Annotated in this window: 23 protein-coding genes; 6 read left to right on the top strand and 17 right to left on the bottom strand. The window is 48.6% G+C overall.

Annotated features, from left to right (window positions below; translation table 11 throughout):
* Window positions 1-116 precede the first annotated feature (116 nt).
* The 5 genes from NFR98_RS11760 to NFR98_RS11780 form a co-directional block, all read right to left on the bottom strand.
* Entirely contained in the window at window positions 117-1,280 is a 1,164-nt protein-coding gene (locus NFR98_RS11760) for an MFS transporter (protein ID WP_061087235.1), read from the bottom strand.
* 112 nt (window positions 1,281-1,392) lie between these two features.
* The gene (locus NFR98_RS11765) at window positions 1,393-2,157 is read right to left on the bottom strand and encodes a YybI family spore inner coat protein (RefSeq protein WP_013859318.1); all 765 of its coding nucleotides are present in this window, start codon (window positions 2,155-2,157) and stop codon (window positions 1,393-1,395) included.
* Window positions 2,158-2,265: 108 nt separating this feature from the next.
* Window positions 2,266-4,713 carry a DNA topoisomerase IV subunit A gene (gene parC / locus NFR98_RS11770; RefSeq protein ID WP_061087237.1) on the bottom strand — a complete coding sequence of 816 codons (2,448 nt, stop codon included), beginning with the start codon at window positions 4,711-4,713 and terminating at the stop codon, window positions 2,266-2,268.
* A complete protein-coding gene (parE, locus tag NFR98_RS11775) occupies window positions 4,710-6,689 on the bottom strand; it encodes a DNA topoisomerase IV subunit B (protein ID WP_026104551.1) in 1,980 nt (659 codons plus the stop codon). Before parE ends, parC begins: the two co-directional genes overlap by 4 nt.
* Window positions 6,690-6,946: 257 nt before the next feature.
* Window positions 6,947-7,360 (bottom strand): CoA-binding protein, encoded by a 414-nt coding sequence (locus tag NFR98_RS11780; protein WP_014098352.1) that lies wholly within the window; start codon window positions 7,358-7,360, stop codon window positions 6,947-6,949.
* 178 nt (window positions 7,361-7,538) lie between these two features.
* Between NFR98_RS11780 and plsY the strand changes: the two genes are divergently transcribed.
* Together plsY and NFR98_RS11790 are read left to right on the top strand one after the other, a co-directional pair.
* Window positions 7,539-8,138 (top strand): glycerol-3-phosphate 1-O-acyltransferase PlsY, encoded by a 600-nt coding sequence (gene plsY / locus NFR98_RS11785; protein ID WP_251460171.1) that lies wholly within the window; start codon window positions 7,539-7,541, stop codon window positions 8,136-8,138.
* 129 nt (window positions 8,139-8,267) lie between these two features.
* Window positions 8,268-8,561, top strand: a complete 294-nt coding sequence (locus NFR98_RS11790) for a HesB/YadR/YfhF family protein (RefSeq protein WP_013859313.1) — start codon at window positions 8,268-8,270, stop codon at window positions 8,559-8,561.
* A 50-nt stretch (window positions 8,562-8,611) separates the two neighbouring features.
* On the opposite strand, the gene NFR98_RS11795 is transcribed toward NFR98_RS11790, so the two are convergent.
* The 6 genes from NFR98_RS11795 to acnA all read right to left on the bottom strand — a co-directional run bounded on the left by NFR98_RS11795 (window position 8,612) and on the right by acnA (window position 13,006).
* A complete protein-coding gene (locus NFR98_RS11795; RefSeq protein ID WP_251460172.1) occupies window positions 8,612-8,914 on the bottom strand; it encodes a hypothetical protein in 303 nt (100 codons plus the stop codon).
* Between the two features lie 15 nt (window positions 8,915-8,929).
* Window positions 8,930-9,349: an acyl-CoA thioesterase gene (locus NFR98_RS11800; RefSeq protein WP_013859311.1), complete on the bottom strand. Its 420-nt coding sequence runs from the start codon at window positions 9,347-9,349 to the stop codon at window positions 8,930-8,932.
* A gap of 210 nt (window positions 9,350-9,559) precedes the next feature.
* Window positions 9,560-9,790, bottom strand: a complete 231-nt coding sequence (tlp, locus tag NFR98_RS11805; RefSeq protein ID WP_013859310.1) for a small acid-soluble spore protein Tlp — start codon at window positions 9,788-9,790, stop codon at window positions 9,560-9,562.
* A 27-nt stretch (window positions 9,791-9,817) separates the two neighbouring features.
* Window positions 9,818-9,961, bottom strand: coding sequence for an acid-soluble spore protein N (locus tag NFR98_RS11810; RefSeq protein WP_013859309.1), 144 nt, complete (start codon window positions 9,959-9,961; stop codon window positions 9,818-9,820).
* Window positions 9,962-10,027: 66 nt separating this feature from the next.
* Window positions 10,028-10,162, bottom strand: coding sequence for an FbpB family small basic protein (locus tag NFR98_RS11815; protein ID WP_013859308.1), 135 nt, complete (start codon window positions 10,160-10,162; stop codon window positions 10,028-10,030).
* Between the two features lie 108 nt (window positions 10,163-10,270).
* Window positions 10,271-13,006 carry an aconitate hydratase AcnA gene (gene acnA / locus NFR98_RS11820; RefSeq protein WP_251460173.1) on the bottom strand — a complete coding sequence of 912 codons (2,736 nt, stop codon included), beginning with the start codon at window positions 13,004-13,006 and terminating at the stop codon, window positions 10,271-10,273.
* 244 nt (window positions 13,007-13,250) lie between these two features.
* On the opposite strand from acnA, the gene sspO reads away from it, so the two are divergent.
* The gene (sspO, locus tag NFR98_RS11825) at window positions 13,251-13,400 is read left to right on the top strand and encodes a small acid-soluble spore protein SspO (protein WP_013859306.1); all 150 of its coding nucleotides are present in this window, start codon (window positions 13,251-13,253) and stop codon (window positions 13,398-13,400) included.
* An 84-nt stretch (window positions 13,401-13,484) separates the two neighbouring features.
* Here the strand turns inward: sspO and NFR98_RS11830 are convergent, their stop codons facing one another.
* Window positions 13,485-14,729, bottom strand: coding sequence for an aminopeptidase (locus tag NFR98_RS11830; RefSeq protein ID WP_029141600.1), 1,245 nt, complete (start codon window positions 14,727-14,729; stop codon window positions 13,485-13,487).
* Between the two features lie 124 nt (window positions 14,730-14,853).
* Window positions 14,854-15,111 carry a hypothetical protein gene (locus NFR98_RS11835; protein WP_061566580.1) on the bottom strand — a complete coding sequence of 86 codons (258 nt, stop codon included), beginning with the start codon at window positions 15,109-15,111 and terminating at the stop codon, window positions 14,854-14,856.
* Window positions 15,112-15,209: 98 nt separating this feature from the next.
* On the opposite strand from NFR98_RS11835, the gene NFR98_RS11840 reads away from it, so the two are divergent.
* Together NFR98_RS11840 and NFR98_RS11845 are read left to right on the top strand one after the other, a co-directional pair.
* The gene (locus NFR98_RS11840; RefSeq protein ID WP_185740933.1) at window positions 15,210-15,356 is read left to right on the top strand and encodes a small acid-soluble spore protein P; all 147 of its coding nucleotides are present in this window, start codon (window positions 15,210-15,212) and stop codon (window positions 15,354-15,356) included.
* A 170-nt stretch (window positions 15,357-15,526) separates the two neighbouring features.
* Window positions 15,527-15,778, top strand: a complete 252-nt coding sequence (locus tag NFR98_RS11845; protein ID WP_017550845.1) for a GlsB/YeaQ/YmgE family stress response membrane protein — start codon at window positions 15,527-15,529, stop codon at window positions 15,776-15,778.
* A 32-nt stretch (window positions 15,779-15,810) separates the two neighbouring features.
* Here NFR98_RS11845 and NFR98_RS11850 read toward each other — a convergent pair whose 3' ends face one another.
* The 4 genes from NFR98_RS11850 to NFR98_RS11865 form a co-directional block, all read right to left on the bottom strand.
* Window positions 15,811-16,419, bottom strand: coding sequence for a lytic transglycosylase domain-containing protein (locus tag NFR98_RS11850; RefSeq protein WP_251460182.1), 609 nt, complete (start codon window positions 16,417-16,419; stop codon window positions 15,811-15,813).
* 104 nt (window positions 16,420-16,523) lie between these two features.
* Window positions 16,524-18,143: a long-chain fatty acid--CoA ligase gene (locus tag NFR98_RS11855; RefSeq protein WP_251460174.1), complete on the bottom strand. Its 1,620-nt coding sequence runs from the start codon at window positions 18,141-18,143 to the stop codon at window positions 16,524-16,526.
* A gap of 41 nt (window positions 18,144-18,184) precedes the next feature.
* On the bottom strand, window positions 18,185-18,865 hold the full coding sequence (locus NFR98_RS11860) for an LrgB family protein (RefSeq protein ID WP_251460175.1): 681 nt from the start codon (window positions 18,863-18,865) through the stop codon (window positions 18,185-18,187).
* The gene (locus tag NFR98_RS11865; protein WP_251460176.1) at window positions 18,834-19,229 is read right to left on the bottom strand and encodes a CidA/LrgA family protein; all 396 of its coding nucleotides are present in this window, start codon (window positions 19,227-19,229) and stop codon (window positions 18,834-18,836) included. Before NFR98_RS11865 ends, NFR98_RS11860 begins: the two co-directional genes overlap by 32 nt.
* 173 nt (window positions 19,230-19,402) lie before the next feature.
* Between NFR98_RS11865 and NFR98_RS11870 the strand changes: the two genes are divergently transcribed.
* Window positions 19,403-19,678: an alpha/beta-type small acid-soluble spore protein gene (locus NFR98_RS11870; protein WP_251460178.1), complete on the top strand. Its 276-nt coding sequence runs from the start codon at window positions 19,403-19,405 to the stop codon at window positions 19,676-19,678.
* Window positions 19,679-19,689: the final 11 nt, after the last annotated feature.

A 19,689-nucleotide genomic window follows, 5' to 3' on the forward strand; every position in this document is an offset into this window, starting at 1 on the left:
GTCTGATATACCAATTATACTAAATTTTATGCGATTTGTTTGCCTTTAAGCGGAAATTTCGTCACGGATTCAGGTATAATTCAAACGGGCAGCTGCTGTGCGCCGTTTAAAAATCTTTATGCTGCCTGGCTTTCCCCGGCGCGGGTTTTTTCCCGGATCATCACCGTCCCGAGCACGCCAAAAAGCGAAAAGAACGCCGGGATTAAAAAGCCGCCGGTATTGGCAAATCCGGAAACCGATCCGACTTCCCTCACGTCAAAGGAGTGGCGGACGACCGCAAACGTCAGCGCGCTTGCACCATTGCCATATCCGATGACAAACATTAAAAGCACCGCGAAAAATAACGGCGGTTTGCCCCCGCATAAAAAGAAAACCGTCCATGCGAGAAAAATCAGGGTTTGAATCAGCAAATACGGCTTCTTCCTTGAACCGAGCCTGCTTGCGATCCATCCGGTAACCGGCGCGCCGATAATGGCCCCGATTAATCCTGTCATGACCAGCTGGCTCGCTTCCGGGCGGTCCATGCCGAAAATATGCATCCCGTACGGCACTGCCCATGTGCCGATAAAACCAACATATGTGCCGACAAGGCCGAAATGGCATAAAAAGGCAGCCCACGCCTGCCTGCTTTTCAGGATGCGTTTTAGTACCAAAAGCATTTTTTCATGGCGGACTTTCGCATGCGCATGTGCTCCCCCTTCCCGTTTTTGCGGCAGCCGGATAAGCACGGCATACAGCATCACCGTACTTGCAAGCAGCAGGATGCCGGTTACAAAAAACGGCAGGCGCCATCCTGAAGCTGATATCCAGGCTGTCAGCGGAACGGTTGCGAGCAAAGAACCGACGCTTCCGGCCATGCCGGCATAACCGATCAGCCCGACAAACTCTTTCGCATAAAACCACTGGCTTAAGATCAGGACAAGATTAATCCAAATGGCCGCATCCCCCATGCCGGCGAGCACCCGGGATATGAGCAGGCACGCTTCATTCGGCGAGATGCTGTATAAGAACGTGCCGATGCCGCTAAATAAAGTGCCTGTAACCAGAAAAATATTCGGCCCGAACCGGTCGGAAAACATCCCAATCGGAATTTGCAGCCCCGCATAAGCGAGAAACTGCACACCTGTCAACAAACCGATGACGGACGCTGTCAAATGAAACTCGCTCATCAGTTTATCCGGAATCAAGCCCGGTGCCGTTCGCTGGCTGACAATCACCATATAGGAAAACAGCACCGCGAAAAAAACAATCCATCTGTACTTGCTTTTTTGTCTGTCCAATCTGCTCTACCCCTGTTTTATTTGTAATTTATTACTATTATAATCTATTTTTGCGCAAAAACATTTTCAATTTTCAAATCCGCATAAAAAAACTCCCGGCGCGGGAGTTTTTTTATGCATTTGCCGGCTGCCATTTGGCACGGACCAGGATCCATTTGCCGTCTTCAAAATACCATGTTGCCTTGACATCGCCCAGTTTATCTGCATGATAGGCGCCGCTTATTTGCTGGTAACCTTCGAGCCCGCATCCTTTTTTGCCTTTTATTTTCACCGGTTTGTAAACCGCCACCGGATCGATCATCAGTTCAAACGGTTCATTGAGCATTCCATCCTTTTGGTAAATGCCGAGCCGGATATAATCTTTTTTCCGTTTTCTTAAATCAATCAGGAATGTTTCGTTCGTATTTTCAATGTTAAGCCTTGCCGACAGGGCATTTTCAAATTTGCCGCTAAGCTTTAACACGGGCGGCATCGGCAAATATTTTAAAATGCCGCCTTTCAGCGTATCGAGGCGGTACTGGTTTATGCCCCCGCTTCCGCCGCTGTTGCTTGATCCGAGCATGTCCTTTACACCGTCATGGTTGAGGTCGGTGAACCGGATTTCCGGTTCATACCCGGGCTCATACGGCAGTTTATATTTCTTTCCTTCCGACGCGGCAATCCGCGCCCAAATCTTTTTCATATACGGGCTGCCAGCAGCAAACGGGATGCCTTCCAGTATAATCGCATCCTTTTTTCCGTCCCCGGTTACATCCGCCTCATACCGGTGAATCACCATTTTGCCGGCTTTCGTCTTCCCGCCCGCGTCCGCGATCACAACCGTGCCGGCTGCCATAAACCATAATGCGAGCAGTGCAAGCATGTATTCTTTTTTCATCTTCTCACCCCGCATCCGTTTTCCTTTAGGATACGCCGCAAGAATAGAATTATGTAAAACTTGCCTGAAGATGAAAAAAGTGTTTGCCGAAAACGGCAAACACTTTTTTCAATCGTTTTCTTCCGCGGCAGCCTCTTCCGGTTCCTGCTTCCATACTTCTGCCACTGTCCCGTTTTCTTCTTCATCAATGGCAAATGAGCCATTTGAATAACGGTCATGGTCGCGCAAGTCATGGAGTGGAATGTCTTCCTGATGCCCTTTTTCCGTTACGACCGAGACGGTTTCCCCATTGCCTGCAATCACGGCCCCGGCGATCCGGTGCGGATGGGCTTTTAATTCGCGCAGCATGAGGACGCCGCGTTTGGCCCGGCTTGTTTTGTCAAATTCGGACACTTTCATCTTCTTGACGGCGCCTCTTTGGGTGGCAATGAAAACTTTATCTTTTTCCGGATCTTCAATGATTTTCCCGCTAACGAGCCGGTCGCCTTCTTTCAGGTTCATGCCTTTTACCCCTGCTGCCCGCTGGCCGACAACGCTGATTTCCGCTTCATCAAACCGGAGCCCGTAACCGAGGCGGGAAGCGAGGAAGACTTCTTTCGAGCCGTCTGTCAGGTGGACATCGACCACTTCATCATCGCCCTTTAAGTTTATTGCGACAAGGGCTTTCGAATAGCGCTGTGCCTGGTACTGCTGCAATTCCGTTTTCTTCGCCATGCCGTTTTTCGTAAAAAACAAAATAAACTGCGGCTGGTTGAAATCTTCAATCGGGAGCACTTTGATGATGCTTTCATCGCGCTCAAGCGCCACAAGATTGGAAACATGCTGCCCGAGATCTTTCCAGCGGATATCCGGCAGTTCATGGACCGGCAAATAGATATAGCTCCCTTTATTTGTGAAAAGCAGCACCGTCTGGACGGTATTGAGCTGCCGTTTAAAGAGCAGGCGGTCGCTGTCTTTAATAGCAAGGTCCCGGCCGTTTGAAGCAGTATATGAACGGAGGCTTGTCCGTTTGATATAACCGTCTTTTGTAATGGTGACCATCACATCTTCATTCGGGATCATCGCTTCCAGATTGATTTTTAATTCCTGTATTTCCGCTTCAATCGTTGTCCTTCTGTTATCCGCGTATTTTTTCCGGATATCTCTCAGTTCTTTTTTGATCACCGTAAACAGTTTTTTCTCGCTGGATAAAATCGCGAGATAGGTCTCAATTTTTTTCTCAAGGTCTGCCGCCTCATTTTCCAGCGTCGTAATGTCCGTATTGGTCAGGCGGTAGAGCTGCAGCGTGACAATCGCTTCAGCCTGGGGTTCGGTAAAAGCAAACTTTGCGATTAAGTTCGCTTTTGCATCTTTTTTATCTTTGGATGCCCGAATCGCTGCAATGACTTCATCCAGGATGGAAAGTGCCTTCATCAGGCCGTCAACAATATGCTTGCGGTCACGCGCTTTTTTGAGATCGAATTCCGTTCTTTTTGTGACCACTTCTTTCTGGTGCTCAATATAAGCATCGAGCAGTTCACGGAGGCCCATCAGCTGCGGCCGACGGTTATGGATGGCCACCATGTTGAAATTGTAGGAAACCTGGAGATCAGTGTTTTTGAATAAATAATTCAGGACGCTATCTGCATCCGCATCTTTTTTCAGTTCGATCACAATCCGGAGCCCGGTCCGGTCGGTTTCATCGCGGACTTCGGATATGCCTTCCACTTTCCGGTCAATCCGGAGCTCGTCGATTTTTTTGACAAGATTGGCTTTATTGACTTCATAAGGAATCTCTGCGATGACAATTTGCTTTCGCCCGCCGCGGATCTCTTCGATCGATGTCCTGCCTCTTACGACCATTTTGCCTTTGCCGGTTTCATACGCTTTTTTAATCCCGTCAATTCCCTGGACAATGCCGCCTGTTGGAAAATCGGGGCCTTTTATGACTGTCATCAGGTCGTCCACCGTGCAATCCGGGTTTTCCATCCGCATGATGGCCCCGTCAATGATTTCCCCGAGGTGGTGCGGCGGAATTTCGGTTGCATATCCGGCCGAGATGCCGGTTGATCCGTTCACGAGCAGGTTGGGAAACCGGGCGGGCAGCACAACCGGCTCATTTGCGGTATCATCGAAATTCGGGATAAATTTAACCGTTTCTTTATCAATATCATGAAGGAGTTCGGATGCAATCGGGGCGAGCCTTGCTTCTGTATACCGCATGGCCGCGGCCGGGTCGCCGTCAATGCTCCCGTTATTGCCGTGCATTTCAATGAGCACGTTTCGCAGCTTCCAGTCCTGGCTCATCCGCACCATCGCTTCATAAACGGAAGAATCCCCGTGCGGATGGTAATTGCCGATGACGTTGCCGACCGTTTTTGCCGATTTCCGGAAATGCTTGTCAGCAGTGTTACCCTCTACATGCATCGCATAAAGAATCCGCCGCTGCACCGGCTTCAGGCCGTCCCGCGCATCCGGAAGGGCACGATCCTGAATAATATATTTGCTGTACCGGCCGAAGCGGTCGCCCAGCACCTCTTCCAAAGGCAAATCTTGAAAACGTTCAGCCGTCTTCATCCGTTCATGTCCCCTTCCTCAATCATCAAATTCTCATTGTCTAAAATATTGGTGTCGTCCTCAAGCCCGAATTCCACATGATTTTCAATCCATTGCCGGCGCGGTTCAACCTTATCGCCCATAAGCGTGGTCACCCGCCGTTCAGCCCGGGCCGCATCATCAATACGGACACGGATCAAAGTCCGCGTTTCCGGATTCATCGTCGTTTCCCAAAGCTGGTCGGCGTTCATTTCACCGAGCCCTTTATAACGCTGCAGGATATAGCCGCGCCCGACTTTTTTGATCGTTTCATCCAGTTCTTTTTCGGTCCAAGCATATTCCACGATTTCTTTCCTGCCGGTGCCTTTGCTGACTTTATAAAGCGGTGGCAGCGCGATGTACACTTTTCCCGCTTCAATCAAAGGCCGCATATAGCGGTAAAAGAACGTAAGAAGCAGCACCTGGATGTGGGCACCGTCCGTGTCGGCATCGGTCATAATAATGACTTTGTCGTAATTGACGTCTTCCAAATTGAATTCAGGGCCGACGCCGGCACCAATCGTATAAATAATGGTATTGATTTCTTCATTTTTAAAAATATCCGCAAGCTTTGCTTTTTCCGTATTGATGACTTTTCCGCGCAGCGGCAAAACAGCCTGGAATTTCCGGTCGCGCCCCTGTTTCGCAGAACCGCCCGCGGAATCCCCTTCAACGAGATACAGTTCGTTCCGCTGCGGATTGCGGCTTTGCGCCGGCGTCAGCTTTCCGGACAAAGTCGTTTCCGATTTCTTCCGCTTTTTGCCACTTCTCGCTTCTTCCCGTGCTTTCCTCGCTGCTTCCCTTGCCTGCGACGCCTTGATGGCTTTCCGGATTAAAAGATTGCTCGTATCCGGGTTTTCTTCAAGAAAATAAGAAAGGTGTTCCGAAACAATCGTATCAACTGCAGAGCGGGCTTCACTTGTGCCAAGTTTCCCTTTCGTTTGTCCTTCAAATTGGAGCAGTTCTTCCGGAATGCGGACGGAAATAATGGCGGACAGCCCTTCGCGGATATCCGTCCCTTCTAAGTTTTTATCTTTTTCTTTTAACAGCCCGGTTTTTCTTGCATAATCGTTCACGACGCGCGTCAATGCCGTTTTTGCCCCGGCTTCGTGCGTGCCGCCGTCTTTCGTGCGCACGTTGTTCACGAAAGATAAAATGTTTTCCGAAAAGCCGTCGTTAAACTGAAACGCAAATTCCGCTTCGATTCCGTTTGTTTCCCCCTCGATAAACACAACCGGATGGAGCACTTCTTTTCCTTCGTTCAAGTACTGGACAAAGGCTTCAATGCCGTTTTCGTAGTGGAACAGATCATGCCGCCCGAAACGTTCATCAGTGATTTCAATTTTTAACCCTTTTAAAAGAAAGGCCGATTCGCGCAGCCGTTCGCATAATGTATCGTAGTTAAAAGTGATGGTGCTAAAAATGGACGGGTCGGGTTTAAAATGGATCGTTGTGCCGGTCTTATTGGTTTTCCCGGTTTTCTCGAGCGTTGTTTCCGGTTTGCCGCCGTCACGGAAACGCTGTTCATACACGTAACCGTCGCGATGTATGGTAACAACAAGCCATTCCGACAGGGCATTGACGACGGACGCGCCGACACCGTGCAGGCCGCCGCTCGTTTTATAGCCGCCCTGCCCAAATTTTCCGCCGGCGTGCAAAATCGTCAAGATCACTTCTGTCGTCGGCTTACCGAGCTTGTGCATCCCGACCGGCATGCCGCGCCCGAAGTCCTGGACGCTGATGCTGTTATCTTTGTGAATGTTGACGATGATATGGTTTCCGTACCCGGACAGCGCCTCATCCACCGCATTGTCGACGATTTCATAGACAAGATGGTGCAAACCGCGCGCATCGGTCGACCCGATGTACATGCCCGGCCTTTTCCTTACGGCCTCCAGCCCTTCCAGCACCTGGATTGCATCATCATTATATTCCAATATATTTTGTTTCTTCGCCACATCTATTCCCCTTTCAATTGCAAAGCACGTGCACCGGCGTTCATAAGAACAAATATTCGTTCTCATTATAACATCATTTGCCGTTTTTATCATACTCATTTTAACGATAAAACGGAATTTGTAAAAGGGCATGCGGAAATGACGGGAACGGGAGGGGCAAAGCAACGGTTATAAAAACTTCTCCAGTAAACGGCCGTTTTATTGGGAAAATATAAAGAAAGCAAGCGCCCTTTAAGCTGGCGCCTGCTTGAAAAAGCCTATTTTGTCAGGGCATGTTCCACTTTAATGCAGCGGTTCATCACTACCGTATAGCCTTTTTCTTTTAAAAACCGGTACGCTTCTTCGTTTTCGATGCCAAGTTGCGCCCAGAAAACATCCGCATCGATTTCATCAAACTCCCGTGCCAGCTCCGGCAAATATTCGGGCCGCCTGAAAATATCGACAATGTCCACATGGCCTTCGATATCTTTTAAAGACGGAACAGCCTTTTCCCCGAGAATTTCCGTTGCTTTCGGATTGACCGGAATAATCTCATAGCCGGCATCCTGCATGGCTTTGGCTACCGTATAAGATGTTTTTTCCGGGTTATTGCTCAAGCCAACCACTGCAATTCGTTTTGCTTTTTGTAAAATTTCCCTGATTTCTTCCCTGCTCGGATTTTCGATTGCCATTTGATCAACACCTCTCCTTTCTTGTACTTTCGCCAGTCTGATCCCAACTTAAACATTCACTTGATCTTTTCCAATTCCTGCTCGGTTAGAAAATCTGCACGGAATCGGCAAAAAATATTCCTCTTTCCTTTAAGAACATGCTACAATAAGCATAGATTTTTTCCAAGGAGTTTTGTACATGAATATTGTCCTGATGATCCTTTTGGCTTACCTGCTCGGCTCAATCCCGACAGGCCTGATCGTTGGTAAGCTTTTTTACGGTATAGACATCCGCGAACACGGCAGCGGAAATCTCGGTGCGACCAATACGTTCCGTGTGCTCGGGTTCAAAGCCGGCAGTGTCGTAACAGTGGTGGATATTCTGAAAGGGACAATCGCCACCTTATTGCCCCACTTTTTTGGCCTGGAGCATACGGTGCACCCGCTTTTAATCGGGATGATCGCTGTTATCGGCCATATGCTTCCGGTATTTGCCAAATTTAAAGGCGGCAAAGCGGTGGCAACTTCCGCCGGCGTTGTTCTTGCCTATCAATGGCCATTGTTTGTCATGGTCATCATCGTTTTTTTGATTACATTAAAATGGAGCAAATACGTTTCGCTTTCTTCTATCATGGCGGCTGTTTTTGGCATCCTGTATACGCTCATTTATATGATCGTGACGCATGACTGGCCGCTGTTTGTCATCGTTCTGGCGCTCGCCTCTTTCATTATTTACCGCCATAAAGCCAATATTAAGCGGATTAAAAATAAGACCGAGCCGAAAGTCAAATGGATGTAAGGCAGCCATTTTTTCTAAAACCGGATATTTCCTGCAAACCCGGAACCGGTCCAGAGGCAAAAGGTTAGGGGAAAAGCGTGCTTTGGTCTATAATGAAAATGCAAAAGGCAGTTGGAAGGAAGTGGCGGCATGAAAATTCACATTACAGATGAGGCGGTAAACTGGTTTAAAAGGGAACTGGAACTGGATGACGGCGAATCCGTCCGCTTTTTTGCCAAATATGGCGGTTCCACGCCTATCCAGCACGGATTTTCACTTGGCGTTCAAAAGGACATTCCCGACGATCCGGCGGCGGCCGTTGAACGGAACGGCAATGCCTTTTTCATTGAAAGCACGGACGAATGGTATTTTGACGGCCATGATTTGTATATCGGGTACGACCCGGAACGGGATGAACCGGTATACGAATATAAAAAAGGTTAAAACCGGGATCATCCGGCAGCTGCTCTTTTGCTGCCAGTGATGCCGGTTTTTTATTTTAAAAATTTTTTTGTTTCCGCAAGGCGCCCTTCTTTTTGCAAAATCTCCCGCTGTTTTTGGCCAAGCAGGTCAAAATGGCTGTAACCGTCTTTGCGGACATGGATCCATTCTTTTTTCAGCTGGTAGCGCGCTCCCCATGCAGCGAGTTTCTCAAGATCTTTACAGCCGACTTTTGTGACCGATTTTGCGCTGGGGAAACGGTCGTCCAGCCAAAAATGCGTTAAAAACGCAATTTCCCCGTGGTCAATCGCCGCTTTCCACGCTTTGACCTGGTTGCGGTGTATGCCAAAAGCCAAAATTCATCCCCCGCTTTATGATTTTTTTGCTTTTTCATATGCTTCATGCCATTTTGGGTAGAGGCGGCGGAACGCAACCGGGCGGAAACTGTCTTTTTTTACGCAGACATGTGTTGAACTCGCGGCCACGGCAAGGTCGCCGGTTTCTGTGTAAACCTCATAGCCGTACTTTACGCGCAGCCCGTCATATGCATCGACCCATGTTTTCACGGTCACCGTTTCCCCGTAACGGGCCGGTTTTTTGTATGAAATTTGAATATCGATGACCGGCGACAAAATCCCGTCTTTTTCCATATCTGCATAGCGGAAGCCAAGGTCTTCGATTAATTTCGTCCGCCCCACTTCCATCCAGACAAGATAATTAGCATGGTACACAACCCCCATTTGGTCTGTTTCCGCATATCGCACTTTGATTTCTGCTTCTGATACAAACATCCCGGACACCTCTTTCATATGTACAGTCAACATCTTTATTTTAGCATAAAGAAAATTCCCCCTCCTAAAAGGATGCCTGATACAGGGCCGGGAAAAGGTTCGCATGCACGCATGGCCGCAGCAAAAAGGGAGAAAAAACGGCCTTTCCGAGAGGGAAAAGGCGTGGTTCCAAAGAAACGCTGCTGTTTTCCGTCGAAAGGCCGTTTTCGTTTATTGCTGCTGTTTGTATGCGGCTTCGTCTTTTACCTCGGTTCTCATCGCTTCGAGGCTTTCACGGCGCCTCTCATTTTTTTCCTTTATTTGTTGGATTTGCGTTTCATCACTTGTAACAGCAAGCGATTCTTCCGCGCTTTCCATGTTTTCGATCGTATTGTGGATCATGTTTTGCAGTTTTTCCACATTATCGCTGCGATCGTCCGGTTTCGGCCGGTTATGCGCCATTGTGTTCTCCTCCTTCGGCTGTTGAAGCTACTCCCCTTTTGTCTGTATCACCTGTGCATGCTGTCCCGAACGGTCCTGCATCTTCTTCCCCTTATTGCCGGAAAATCCGCGCGGCTGCGTGCCAAGATGATCGGGAACGAAATATTTGCTTTTCTTGTTTGGATTGCTCATCACATCTCCCCCCTCCTCATACATTTTCCCCCGGAGGAAAGCGGATTATGATCCACAAACAGTGGCTTATTCTGCTAATTTCATCTCGTGTTTCCGGTCCAGCCGTTCTTCTATCCGCATCAGCGCATCCCTGTCGCGCAACAGTTCCTGTTTATTTTCGGCAACAAGATCCGAAAAGGTCTTTTTATGGGTTTTTCTCATATTTGCCCACTCCTTACAAGTATTTTTACTTAGTATGGGCAATTATGGGAAAAATTATAAATTTGGTTCAAAAAAAAGCTGCGGCTTCTGCCGCAGCTTTTTTAAACATTATGATTTTGATTGCACTTCATTTTTGGACTGCTGCAGTTTTTCGCGCAGCACCATTTGCAGGATGCCGCCGTGGCGGTAATAGTCAATTTCTACGTCGGAATCGAACCGGACAAGCGCTTCAAATTCCGTTTTCTTCCCGTTTTCGTCAGTTGCCGTAACCTTTACCCAGTCATGCGGTTTAACATTTTCGTCAATATGGACATCAAATGTTTCTTTGCCAGTTAAGCCGAGCGTGTCGGCATTTTCGCCTTTTTTGAACTGCAGCGGCAGCACGCCCATGAGAACGAGGTTGGAACGGTGGATCCGTTCAAAGCTTTCCGCAATCACGGTTTTAATGCCGAGCAGGTATGTGCCTTTTGCCGCCCAGTCGCGCGATGAGCCCATGCCGTAATCTTTGCCGGCGAGAACCACAAGGCCGGTGCCGTTTTCTTTATAACGCATGGCAGCATCATAAATCGACGTCACTTCATTCGTCGGCCAGTAAGTCGTATAGCCGCCTTCCGTACCCGGTGCAATCTGGTTGCGGATGCGGATGTTGGCGAATGTTCCGCGCATCATGACTTCATGGTTGCCGCGGCGGGAACCATAAGAGTTAAAGTCACGCGGTTCGACTCCTTTTGACAACAGATATTTTCCGGCAGGTGTGTCTTTACCGATCGCACCCGCAGGCGAGATATGGTCGGTTGTCACCGAATCGCCGAATTTGCCGATGACACGCATGCCTGAAAGCGGCTGTACTTCGCCCGGTTCAGGCGAGAGATTTTCAAAGAACGGCGGATTTTGGATGTAAGTCGATTCCGCATCCCATGTATACAGCGGTTCGTCGCTCGTTTCGATCGCATTCCACCGTTCATTGTCGGTAAAGACGTTTTCATATTGTTTGCGGAACAGTTCCGGCGTGACGACTTTTTGGACATTTTCTTTGATTTCATCCGCTTGCGGCCAAATATCCTTCAGGTAGACGTCTTGGCCGTCTTTGTCTTTGCCGATCGGGTCATGGTTTAAATCGATATTCACCGTTCCTGCGAGCGCATAAGCAACGACAAGCGGCGGCGAAGCCAGATAGTTGGCTTTGACAAGCGGATGGATCCGGCCTTCAAAATTCCGGTTCCCGGAAAGGACACTCGTTACGAGCAAATCATTGTCCATGATGGTTTTTTCAATTTCTTCCTTCAACGGACCGGAGTTTCCGATACAGGTTGTACAACCATAACCGACCAGGTTAAAGCCAAGTTGTTCGAGGTACGGCATTAAACCGGAGTCTTTTAAGTAGCCGGTCACGACTTTTGATCCAGGCGCAAGCGATGTTTTCACATATTTCGGCACTTCCAGCCCTTTTTCAACCGCTTTTTTCGCAAGCAGGCCGGCCCCGAGCATAACGTAAGGGTTTGAAGTGTTTGTGCAGCTCGTAATCGCTGCAATGGCGACTGCGCCGGTTTTTATCGCAGCTGTTTCGCCGTTGTTAAAATGGATCACAGCTTCTTTATCGAGCTCTTTTTCATCCAGTCCGAAACCTTGGTTGCCGGCAGGCGCCGTAATCGCTTTTTGGAAAGCAGACTGCATTTGCGATAACGGAATCAAATCCTGCGGGCGTTTCGGGCCGGAAAGGTTGGCTTCAATTTCAGAAAGGTTCAGTTCAAGCACATCCGTATAAACCGGGTCTTCTTTGTCCGGCGTAAAGAACATGCCGTTTTCTTTCAAGTAAGTTTCCACCACTTTTACATGTTCTTCGCTGCGGCCGGTTAAGCGCAAATAGGCAAGCGACTCATCGTCAACCGGGAAGAAACCGCAAGTTGCCCCGTATTCAGGCGCCATGTTTGCAATCGTCGCACGGTCTGCAAGCGGCAGCGTTGAGACGCCCGGGCCAAAGAATTCGACAAATTTGCCGACCACGCCTTTTTGGCGCAAAAGCTGGGTGACTTTTAACGCAAGGTCGGTTGCGGTTGCCCCGTTCGGAAGCGATCCGGTCATTTTTACGCCGATAACTTCCGGAATTGGGAAATACGAAGGCTGGCCGAGCATGCCGGCTTCCGCTTCAATGCCGCCGACACCCCATCCGAGCACCCCGAGTCCATTGACCATTGTCGTATGGGAATCGGTCCCGACGAGGGTATCCGGATACGTTTCATATTCGCCGTTTTCCAGTTCTTTTTCATGGACGACACTTGCCAGATACTCAAGGTTTACCTGGTGGACAATCCCCGTTGCAGGCGGAACGGCACGGTAATTGTCAAACGCTTTTTGTGCCCAGTTTAAAAATTTATAGCGTTCGGCATTGCGTTTGAATTCAAAATCCATATTCACCTGAAGGGCATCCGGCGCGCCGTATTTGTCAACCTGAACCGAGTGGTCGATCACAAGGTCAACCGGCACTTCCGGATTGATTTTATCCGCGTTTCCGCCCAAATCAGCCATCGCTTTGCGGAGGGAAGCAAGATCAACAACAACCGGGACACCGGTAAAATCCTGCAAAATAACGCGCGACGGTTTAAACGGGACTTCTTTGTCCTTTACTTCATCCGATCCCCATTTCGCCAAGTCTTCAACATGTTCTTTCGTAATCGCGCGGCCGTCCATTTGGCGGAGCACCGATTCAAGCAGCACTTTAATCGAATAAGGCAGGCGCGCAACATTGGCGACTCCTGCGTCCTGCAGCGCTGTCAGGCGGTAATAGTGATAGCGTTTCCCATTTACTTCAAAAACGGTACGCGCTTTAAAGACATCATTGGACATGTCTTTTCCCCCTTTGTCATGATTCGTATTTTCATCAATTAAAAGATTAACAGAATGATTCGTAAAAAACGCCCCACAGCTTCATCATATTACAATAAATGACATAAGTAAATAACAATAATATTATTGTCCGTGATAAGTTTTAATTATATCGCCTGCCATTTGGTTTGCAAAAAATTTATCGACAAGGTATGATTTTCCCTTTATTCAACATACTGAAACTGTGGCCAGGGAGGTGAGCCTTGTGACAAGACAAAAAGCAAACCATATCCGGCCGGGCATGAATGCGGCAAAAGCGCAAGGGAAAGGCGCCGGATACAATGAAGAATTTTCAAACGAGCCTTTAACGGAAAAAGAAAGGCAGTTTAACAAAAAACGCAAGAAAAACCAGTAGCATGGCAAAGAAATCAGCTTGACAAGCTGATTTCTTTGTTTTGTCCATTGAGAATTTTTATCAATATAATATTGATGTTTTTCTTTAGATGGCCCAGTCCCCATTGCGGAAAACCGGAACAACGGTTCCATCCTGTTTGATGCCGTCAATATTCATATCAGCAGAGCCGATCATAAAGTCAACGTGGACATTGGAGACGTTCATGCCGTGTTTTAACAGTTCTTCTTCGCTCATTTTCGTGCCGCCCTGGATCGTTGTCGGATAGGCTGCGCCAATGGCCAGGTGGTTTGAGGCATTCTCGTCAAACAATGTATTGAAAAATGTAATGCCGGACTGGGAAATCGGCGACGGATCCGGTACAAGCGCAACTTCCCCGAGCCCTGTTGCACCTTCGTTTTCAAATACGAGTTTTTTGATCGCTTCTTCGCCTTTTTCAGCAGAAATATCGACAATTTTCCCGTCTTTGAAATGGACAACAATGCCTTCGATTAAAGTGCCTGCATAACTTAAAGGTTTTGTGCTGCGCACGACGCCTTCCATCCTGTGCGTATCCGGTGCAGTAAACACTTCCTCTGTCGGCATATTAGCAATGAATTCTTCGCCTTTCGGGTTCACGCTGCCCGCACTGGCCCAAATATGGTTTTTTGGAAGGCCGAGTGTAAGGTCCGTCCCCGGCGCCGTATAATGAAGGGCATCGAATTGAATGCCGTTTAGCTTCGCCGCTTTTTCATTTAACTTCTGTTTATGTTGTTCCCAGGCGGCAACCGGGTCGTCCGCGTAGACACGGCATGTTTTAAAAATCTGGTCCCAAAGCGCATCGACCTGTGCTTCTTCGGTTTCTAAATCCGAAAATACTGCTTTTGCCCATCCGGCCCCCGCCGCTGCAGCAACCGTCCATTTGATATCGTCATTTTGCGTTGCAACCCGCTGCGCTTTGAAAGCTTTCGCCGCTGTATTTTGATAAGCGGCCACTTTGTGCGGATCGACCTCATTGAGCAGGCCGGGGTCGCTGGAAAGAATAGACAGCCGGCTCACTTTATGGTTAAGCACATGGTCTTCCGTCTCGGCAATTTTGTAATCCGGAATATGCGTCAGCACTTCCTGCGGCTGGTTCAGGTAATGCTGTTTTGTAATTTCATCATCCGACCATTCGACGATTACTTTTTCCGCTCCCAGTGCATACGCTTCTTTTACGACAAGGCGCGCAAGTTTTGCCTGGTCGACTGCAATATATACTTTTACCCAGTCGCCCTGTTTCACATTGATGCCTTTTGCCACGAGCAATTTCGCATATTTTTGTAAATTCTGTTCAAAATTTGGCAAAGCCATTTTGATTCCCTCCTGTTCATTGCTTTTCATTATGTATAAACCTTCCCGTCGCAGGCCTGATACAATTCTATATTATACCAGATCCGGGCGCAGATGAAAAAAAGCAGGGATCTTTCTCCCCGCTTTAATGCAAACCTGTATGTTTTACGATTTTATCCAAATCGCGCCGGAACTGTTCCAATTGCACCCGTTGCGTTTCGCTCGCCACTTCGAGCGCATTTTCGATCTCCTGGTACGTTTCGTTGATTTCTTCTTTCAAATGGGCGAGCTGGTGCCCGGCGTCTTCACTGCCCATGTCCAAATTCTGCAGGATGTCTTCCGCCAGGGCCATGTGCTGCCCGGCCGCTTGAAACGCCTGCTGTTTGTCTTTATGGTAAGGCATTGTCATCTCTCCTTCAAAAGATAGTATGTTCAATTTTTTTCATGATATGCTGCATAACCGCTTTGCAAAAAGCAAATTGTATAGTTGGAGGGATGAAAATGGTGAATAAAAATGACGGAAATGATATCCGCAGAAACCAGCCAAAAACAACCAACAGCGGGCAGCCGGAACCGTTAAGCGGGTCAAAAAAGGTTAAAAACCGGAATCATTCAAGGCAAAAGCATAATCCCGGTCATGATATGTAAACTTTAAACCAAAGGATTGCCGGCTTTCCCCTGAAAAGTGCCGCATATTTGTCATTTTAGACGTTTTAGAATATGCCCGCCCATGTTTAGCCCGGTACAAAAAAGGCAATAAGTACAACAAGTTCGATAAAACAAGATATGAAACTTAAGTTAACAGGAGGAATGTGAAAATGTCGTTTATTCTATATTTGATCGTAGGCGGGATTATCGGATGGCTTGCAGGATTGATCATGGGACGGGACATCCCGGGCGGTATCATCGGGAATATTATTGCCGGGATTGTCGGTGCATGGCTTGGCGGCGCGATTTTCGGAAACTGGGGGCCGCATATCGCAGGGATGGCGATCATACCGGCTTTAATCGGGGCGATCATTCTCGTCTTTGTATTAAGCTTTATTTTAAGAACGGCAAGAAAAGCATAACCGTAAAAAAGGGCGGCCGGAACCGCCCTTTTTTATTTGCTTGCTTTTTCTAAACCTTCTTTTTGATAAAGGCGTACATAGTACATCACTTCGGACACGTATTTGCGGCTGTGGTTATACGCAAAAACCGCTTTTTGAATCTGCCCGTTTGCTGCCCCGTTTTTCGACAAATAATTTGCCGCGCTGAAAATCGCGTCTTTATCGTTAAACGGGTCTGCTTTCCCGTCCCCGTCCGCATCGACGCCGTATCCTCCGTATTTTTTGATGACAGCTGGGTCCGTTTCTTCCCTTTCCGGGATGTCTCCTTTTCCAAGGCCGCTGCATGACGGGTGCTTCCAGCCGACAAATGTGCACGGCATAAATTGCATCGGGCCTTGGGCCCCGGTCGGCGAGACCATCGGCTTCATCGTTGAAAACCTGGTTTCCACCCGGTGATGGGCAGCAAGCACATACCAGGGAACCCCGTATATTTTCTCTGCTTCCAAATAGATGGACAAATATTTTTCAGGGATTTGGGGATTCGTTTTTTTCTGGATGTTCTCTTCGAAAATAAAATAGGCGCTTAACACGATGACCGGAATAAGCAGGACGATCCACGTTTTACCCCGGTTCCGCTTCTTTTTCTTCCATGTTTTGGGCATTTCCATTTGAATCCTTTCGTCATTCCGTTAAAACCTCTCCCCTTTATATTATCGAATGAAAAAGCCGAAATCCATAGGAAGATTCCGGCTTTTTCCCACATGCATTACTGCACGCCTGCATAATGGTCCTGCAGCTGTTCTCGCAATGCCCGTTTTAAAAACTTGCCGACGGACGTTTTCGGGATTTCTTTCATAAACAAAATGTCGTCCGGGACCCACCATGAGGCAAATTGGGTTTTTAAATAATCTTTTAGTTCCGCGGCCGTGATTTTGTTTTCATATCCGCTTTTTAAAACCACACAGCCGAGCGGGCGTTCCTGCCATTTCGGGTGGGGAACGGCAATGACGGCTGCTTCAAAGACCGCTTCATGCGACATGAGAGCGTTTTCAATTTCCACAGAAGAAATCCATTCACCGCCGCTTTTGATCAGATCTTTTGTCCGGTCGGTAATCTTCAGGTACCCATCCTGGTCCACGACCGCAATATCCCCGGTATACAGCCAGCCGTCCCTGAATGCTTCCTGCGTGCGCTCGTCACAGTAATATTCATCCGCGATCCACGGCCCTCTTACGGTCAGTTCCCCCATTGTTTTTCCGTCCCATGGCACTTCCCCGTTCTCATTGACGACTTTTACCTCAACACCGGGAACAGGCAGCCCGGTTTTTCCTCTCACATCCGCAATTTCGTCCACGGTAAATGAGTCCATACTGCTTTTTAACGTGGCCAGCGAAACAACCGGGGTCGTTTCCGTCATCCCGTAGCCGGTCATAAACGGCACTTTGTACGTTTCCTCGTAAGCACGGATCAATCCCTTAGGCGATGCCGCACCCCCGCTTACGATCAGGCGGAGGCTGCTGATATCATACGGCTTTTCCTGCAGCACTTTCAGCATGCCGATCCAAATCGTCGGGACGCCTGCTGTCATCGTGACTTTTTCTTTTTCAATGAGCTGTGCGAGAATTTCCGGTGTAAAAGAAGGCCCCGGCAGCACCTGGGTTGCCCCGAACCAGGTGGCTGCATAGGGAAGCCCCCAGGCATTGACATGAAACATCGGAACGACCGTCATGGCGATGTCGCGTTCCTGAACGCTGAGCTGGTCACTAAGCCCGAGCGCCATGCTGTGCAAATAAAGGCCGCGGTGGGAATAGACAACCCCTTTCGGATAGCCGGTCGTTGCCGACGTGTAGCACATCGCGGCTGGCGCATGTTCATCAAGGTCGTGTAAAAACGGATAACGCTCGTCGCCTTCTTCCAGGATGGCTTCATAAGAGGAGACAGGAAACAAGGTAGTTTCCGGAATCGCCTTCTCATCGCTCATAATGATAAAATGCTCGACCGTTTTCAGGCGATCCCGGATTTTTTCAATCACCGGGACGAGATCTACATCGATCAGCAAAATTTTATCTTCCGCATGGTTAATGACATGGGTGAGGTGGTCTTCTGACAAACGGATGTTAACCATATGAAGGACAGCCCCGCGGCATGGCACGGCAAAATAGGCCTCCAAATGGCGGTGGTGGTTCCATGCAAACGTACCGATCCGGTCTCCTTTTTTCATGCCGAGTTTTTCCAGCGCACTCGCAAGCCGGCGTGTCCGTTTTGCAATTTCACGATACGGAATCCGCTGAATCCCGGTGTGCGTCCGCGAGATGACATATTTCTCGGGAAAATAGCGTTCAGCCCTCTCGATCATCGAAGAAAGCAGAAGCGGCGTCTTCATCATCAGTATCTACCCCTTTAGCTGTAATATATATTTATCCCGGTTTAGAACAACCATGGCAGGATAAAAGAAGTTAAAATGGCGGCCATCCCCATTGCCACCCCTGATACGGCACCTTGCAGCTCCCCTTCCTTCACGGCTTCCCCCGTTCCAATCCCATGGGAAATCGTGCCGAGCGCAAGGCCCCGCGATACCGGGTCGTGGACGCGCGCCAAAGATAAGAGCTTCAGGCCGAACATGGCGCCGATCATCCCGGTAATCATGACAAACCCGGCAACCAACACTTCATTGCCGCCGATGATTTTTGCCACCTCGCTTGCAACCGGCACGGTGACGGATTTCACGGCAAGGGAAGCAAAAATATTGTGCGACAGCTGGAAAATTTTGGCCAGGGCAAGGGCGGTCCCGACAGTCAGCATGCTGCCTGAAAGAATGCCGCCGACAACCGGCAGAAAATAGCGCGCAAGAATCGCCCTGTTTTTATAAAGCGGCACAGCCAGCGCAACGGTGGCCGGGCCGAGAAAATAGGTCATGACCCCTTTTGCGGGAAGATACGCTTTATAGGATATATGGCTTGCGGCCAATAGCACGATCAATACCACCGTACTGAAAAATACAGGCGTTGTGAACGGGGAAGGAAACCTTCTCGATAACCGCAACGACAACAGGTAAACGAAAACGGTGATGAAAATGCTATAAAGTGTCACGGCGTAACTGCTGCTCATGGCTTGCCTCACGCCCCCTTGCCAAAAGTTGGGCGGAAATCCCTGTTCCTACAATGCCGGCAACCGCGCTGACAGCCAGTATTACGATCAGCACCACGCCATTATGGAGGAAAAATGAACCGAGCGACATCAGCCCGACGGAAATCGGAATAAAAAAGAATGATAAATGTTTTAAAATCCACGTTGCGCCCGTATCGATCCACTGCAGCTTCAAAATGCCCGTGATCAATAAAAGAAACAGCACCAACATGCCAAATACATTCCCCGGTACCGGCAAATGCAGGATTTTGACTGCTTCCAGCCCGATTTCGTAAATGACCCAGAGCAACCCGATCTGCAATGCACCAATTACTGCTTTTTTCACGTTGCATACTCCCTTTTTATTTGCTGTATTATTACAGTTCTTATTATACAAATATTCCATATAGATTTTAAATATCCTGTATGATTTTTTCAAAAAAAAACATTTTTCGTTTTTTCTCCCCGGCGCATAAAGGCAGCTGGCCATCCGCATCCTATTAAGAGGAGGGAACCCGCATGCCAAAACGAAAAAGAAAACCGCTTATCGCAGAATCAAGAAGCGCGCTTGACCGGTTCAAAACCGAAGTGATGGCCAAAGAAGGATATCGTACCGATACGGACCACCCGGACGATATCAAATACGAGGTGGCCAGTGAACGCGGCATTCCGCTTCAAAAGGGCTATAATGGCAAACTGACGGCTGAACAGGCCGGAAAAATTGGCGGGCCGATCGGCGGAAACATGGTGAAAGAACTGGTCCGGATGGCGCAGGAACAATTAAAGAAACAGTAAAACGGGCAGAG

It is taken from the genome of Weizmannia agrestimuris (assembly GCF_943193165.1).
GTDB lineage: Bacteria > Bacillota > Bacilli > Bacillales > Bacillaceae_C > Weizmannia > Weizmannia faecalis.

Bases quoted from the DNA above. Each gene is read 5' to 3' on its own strand.
- NFR98_RS11765 (WP_013859318.1), bottom strand. From the start codon at position 2,157: ATGAAAAAAGAATACATGCTTGCACTGCTCGCATTATGGTTTATGGCA.
- parC (WP_061087237.1), bottom strand. From the start codon at position 4,713: ATGAAGACGGCTGAACGTTTTCAAGATTTGCCTTTGGAAGAGGTGCTG.
- NFR98_RS11780 (WP_014098352.1), bottom strand. From the start codon at position 7,360: ATGGCAATCGAAAATCCGAGCAGGGAAGAAATCAGGGAAATTTTACAA.
- plsY (WP_251460171.1), top strand. From the start codon at position 7,539: ATGAATATTGTCCTGATGATCCTTTTGGCTTACCTGCTCGGCTCAATC.
- NFR98_RS11790 (WP_013859313.1), top strand. From the start codon at position 8,268: ATGAAAATTCACATTACAGATGAGGCGGTAAACTGGTTTAAAAGGGAA.
- NFR98_RS11800 (WP_013859311.1), bottom strand. From the start codon at position 9,349: ATGTTTGTATCAGAAGCAGAAATCAAAGTGCGATATGCGGAAACAGAC.
- tlp (WP_013859310.1), bottom strand. From the start codon at position 9,790: ATGGCGCATAACCGGCCGAAACCGGACGATCGCAGCGATAATGTGGAA.
- NFR98_RS11810 (WP_013859309.1), bottom strand. From the start codon at position 9,961: ATGAGCAATCCAAACAAGAAAAGCAAATATTTCGTTCCCGATCATCTT.
- NFR98_RS11815 (WP_013859308.1), bottom strand. From the start codon at position 10,162: ATGAGAAAAACCCATAAAAAGACCTTTTCGGATCTTGTTGCCGAAAAT.
- acnA (WP_251460173.1), bottom strand. From the start codon at position 13,006: ATGTCCAATGATGTCTTTAAAGCGCGTACCGTTTTTGAAGTAAATGGG.
- NFR98_RS11830 (WP_029141600.1), bottom strand. From the start codon at position 14,729: ATGGCTTTGCCAAATTTTGAACAGAATTTACAAAAATATGCGAAATTG.
- NFR98_RS11835 (WP_061566580.1), bottom strand. From the start codon at position 15,111: ATGCCTTACCATAAAGACAAACAGCAGGCGTTTCAAGCGGCCGGGCAG.
- NFR98_RS11840 (WP_185740933.1), top strand. From the start codon at position 15,210: ATGGTGAATAAAAATGACGGAAATGATATCCGCAGAAACCAGCCAAAA.
- NFR98_RS11845 (WP_017550845.1), top strand. From the start codon at position 15,527: ATGTCGTTTATTCTATATTTGATCGTAGGCGGGATTATCGGATGGCTT.
- NFR98_RS11850 (WP_251460182.1), bottom strand. From the start codon at position 16,419: ATGCCCAAAACATGGAAGAAAAAGAAGCGGAACCGGGGTAAAACGTGG.
- NFR98_RS11855 (WP_251460174.1), bottom strand. From the start codon at position 18,143: ATGATGAAGACGCCGCTTCTGCTTTCTTCGATGATCGAGAGGGCTGAA.
- NFR98_RS11860 (WP_251460175.1), bottom strand. From the start codon at position 18,865: ATGAGCAGCAGTTACGCCGTGACACTTTATAGCATTTTCATCACCGTT.
- NFR98_RS11870 (WP_251460178.1), top strand. From the start codon at position 19,403: ATGCCAAAACGAAAAAGAAAACCGCTTATCGCAGAATCAAGAAGCGCG.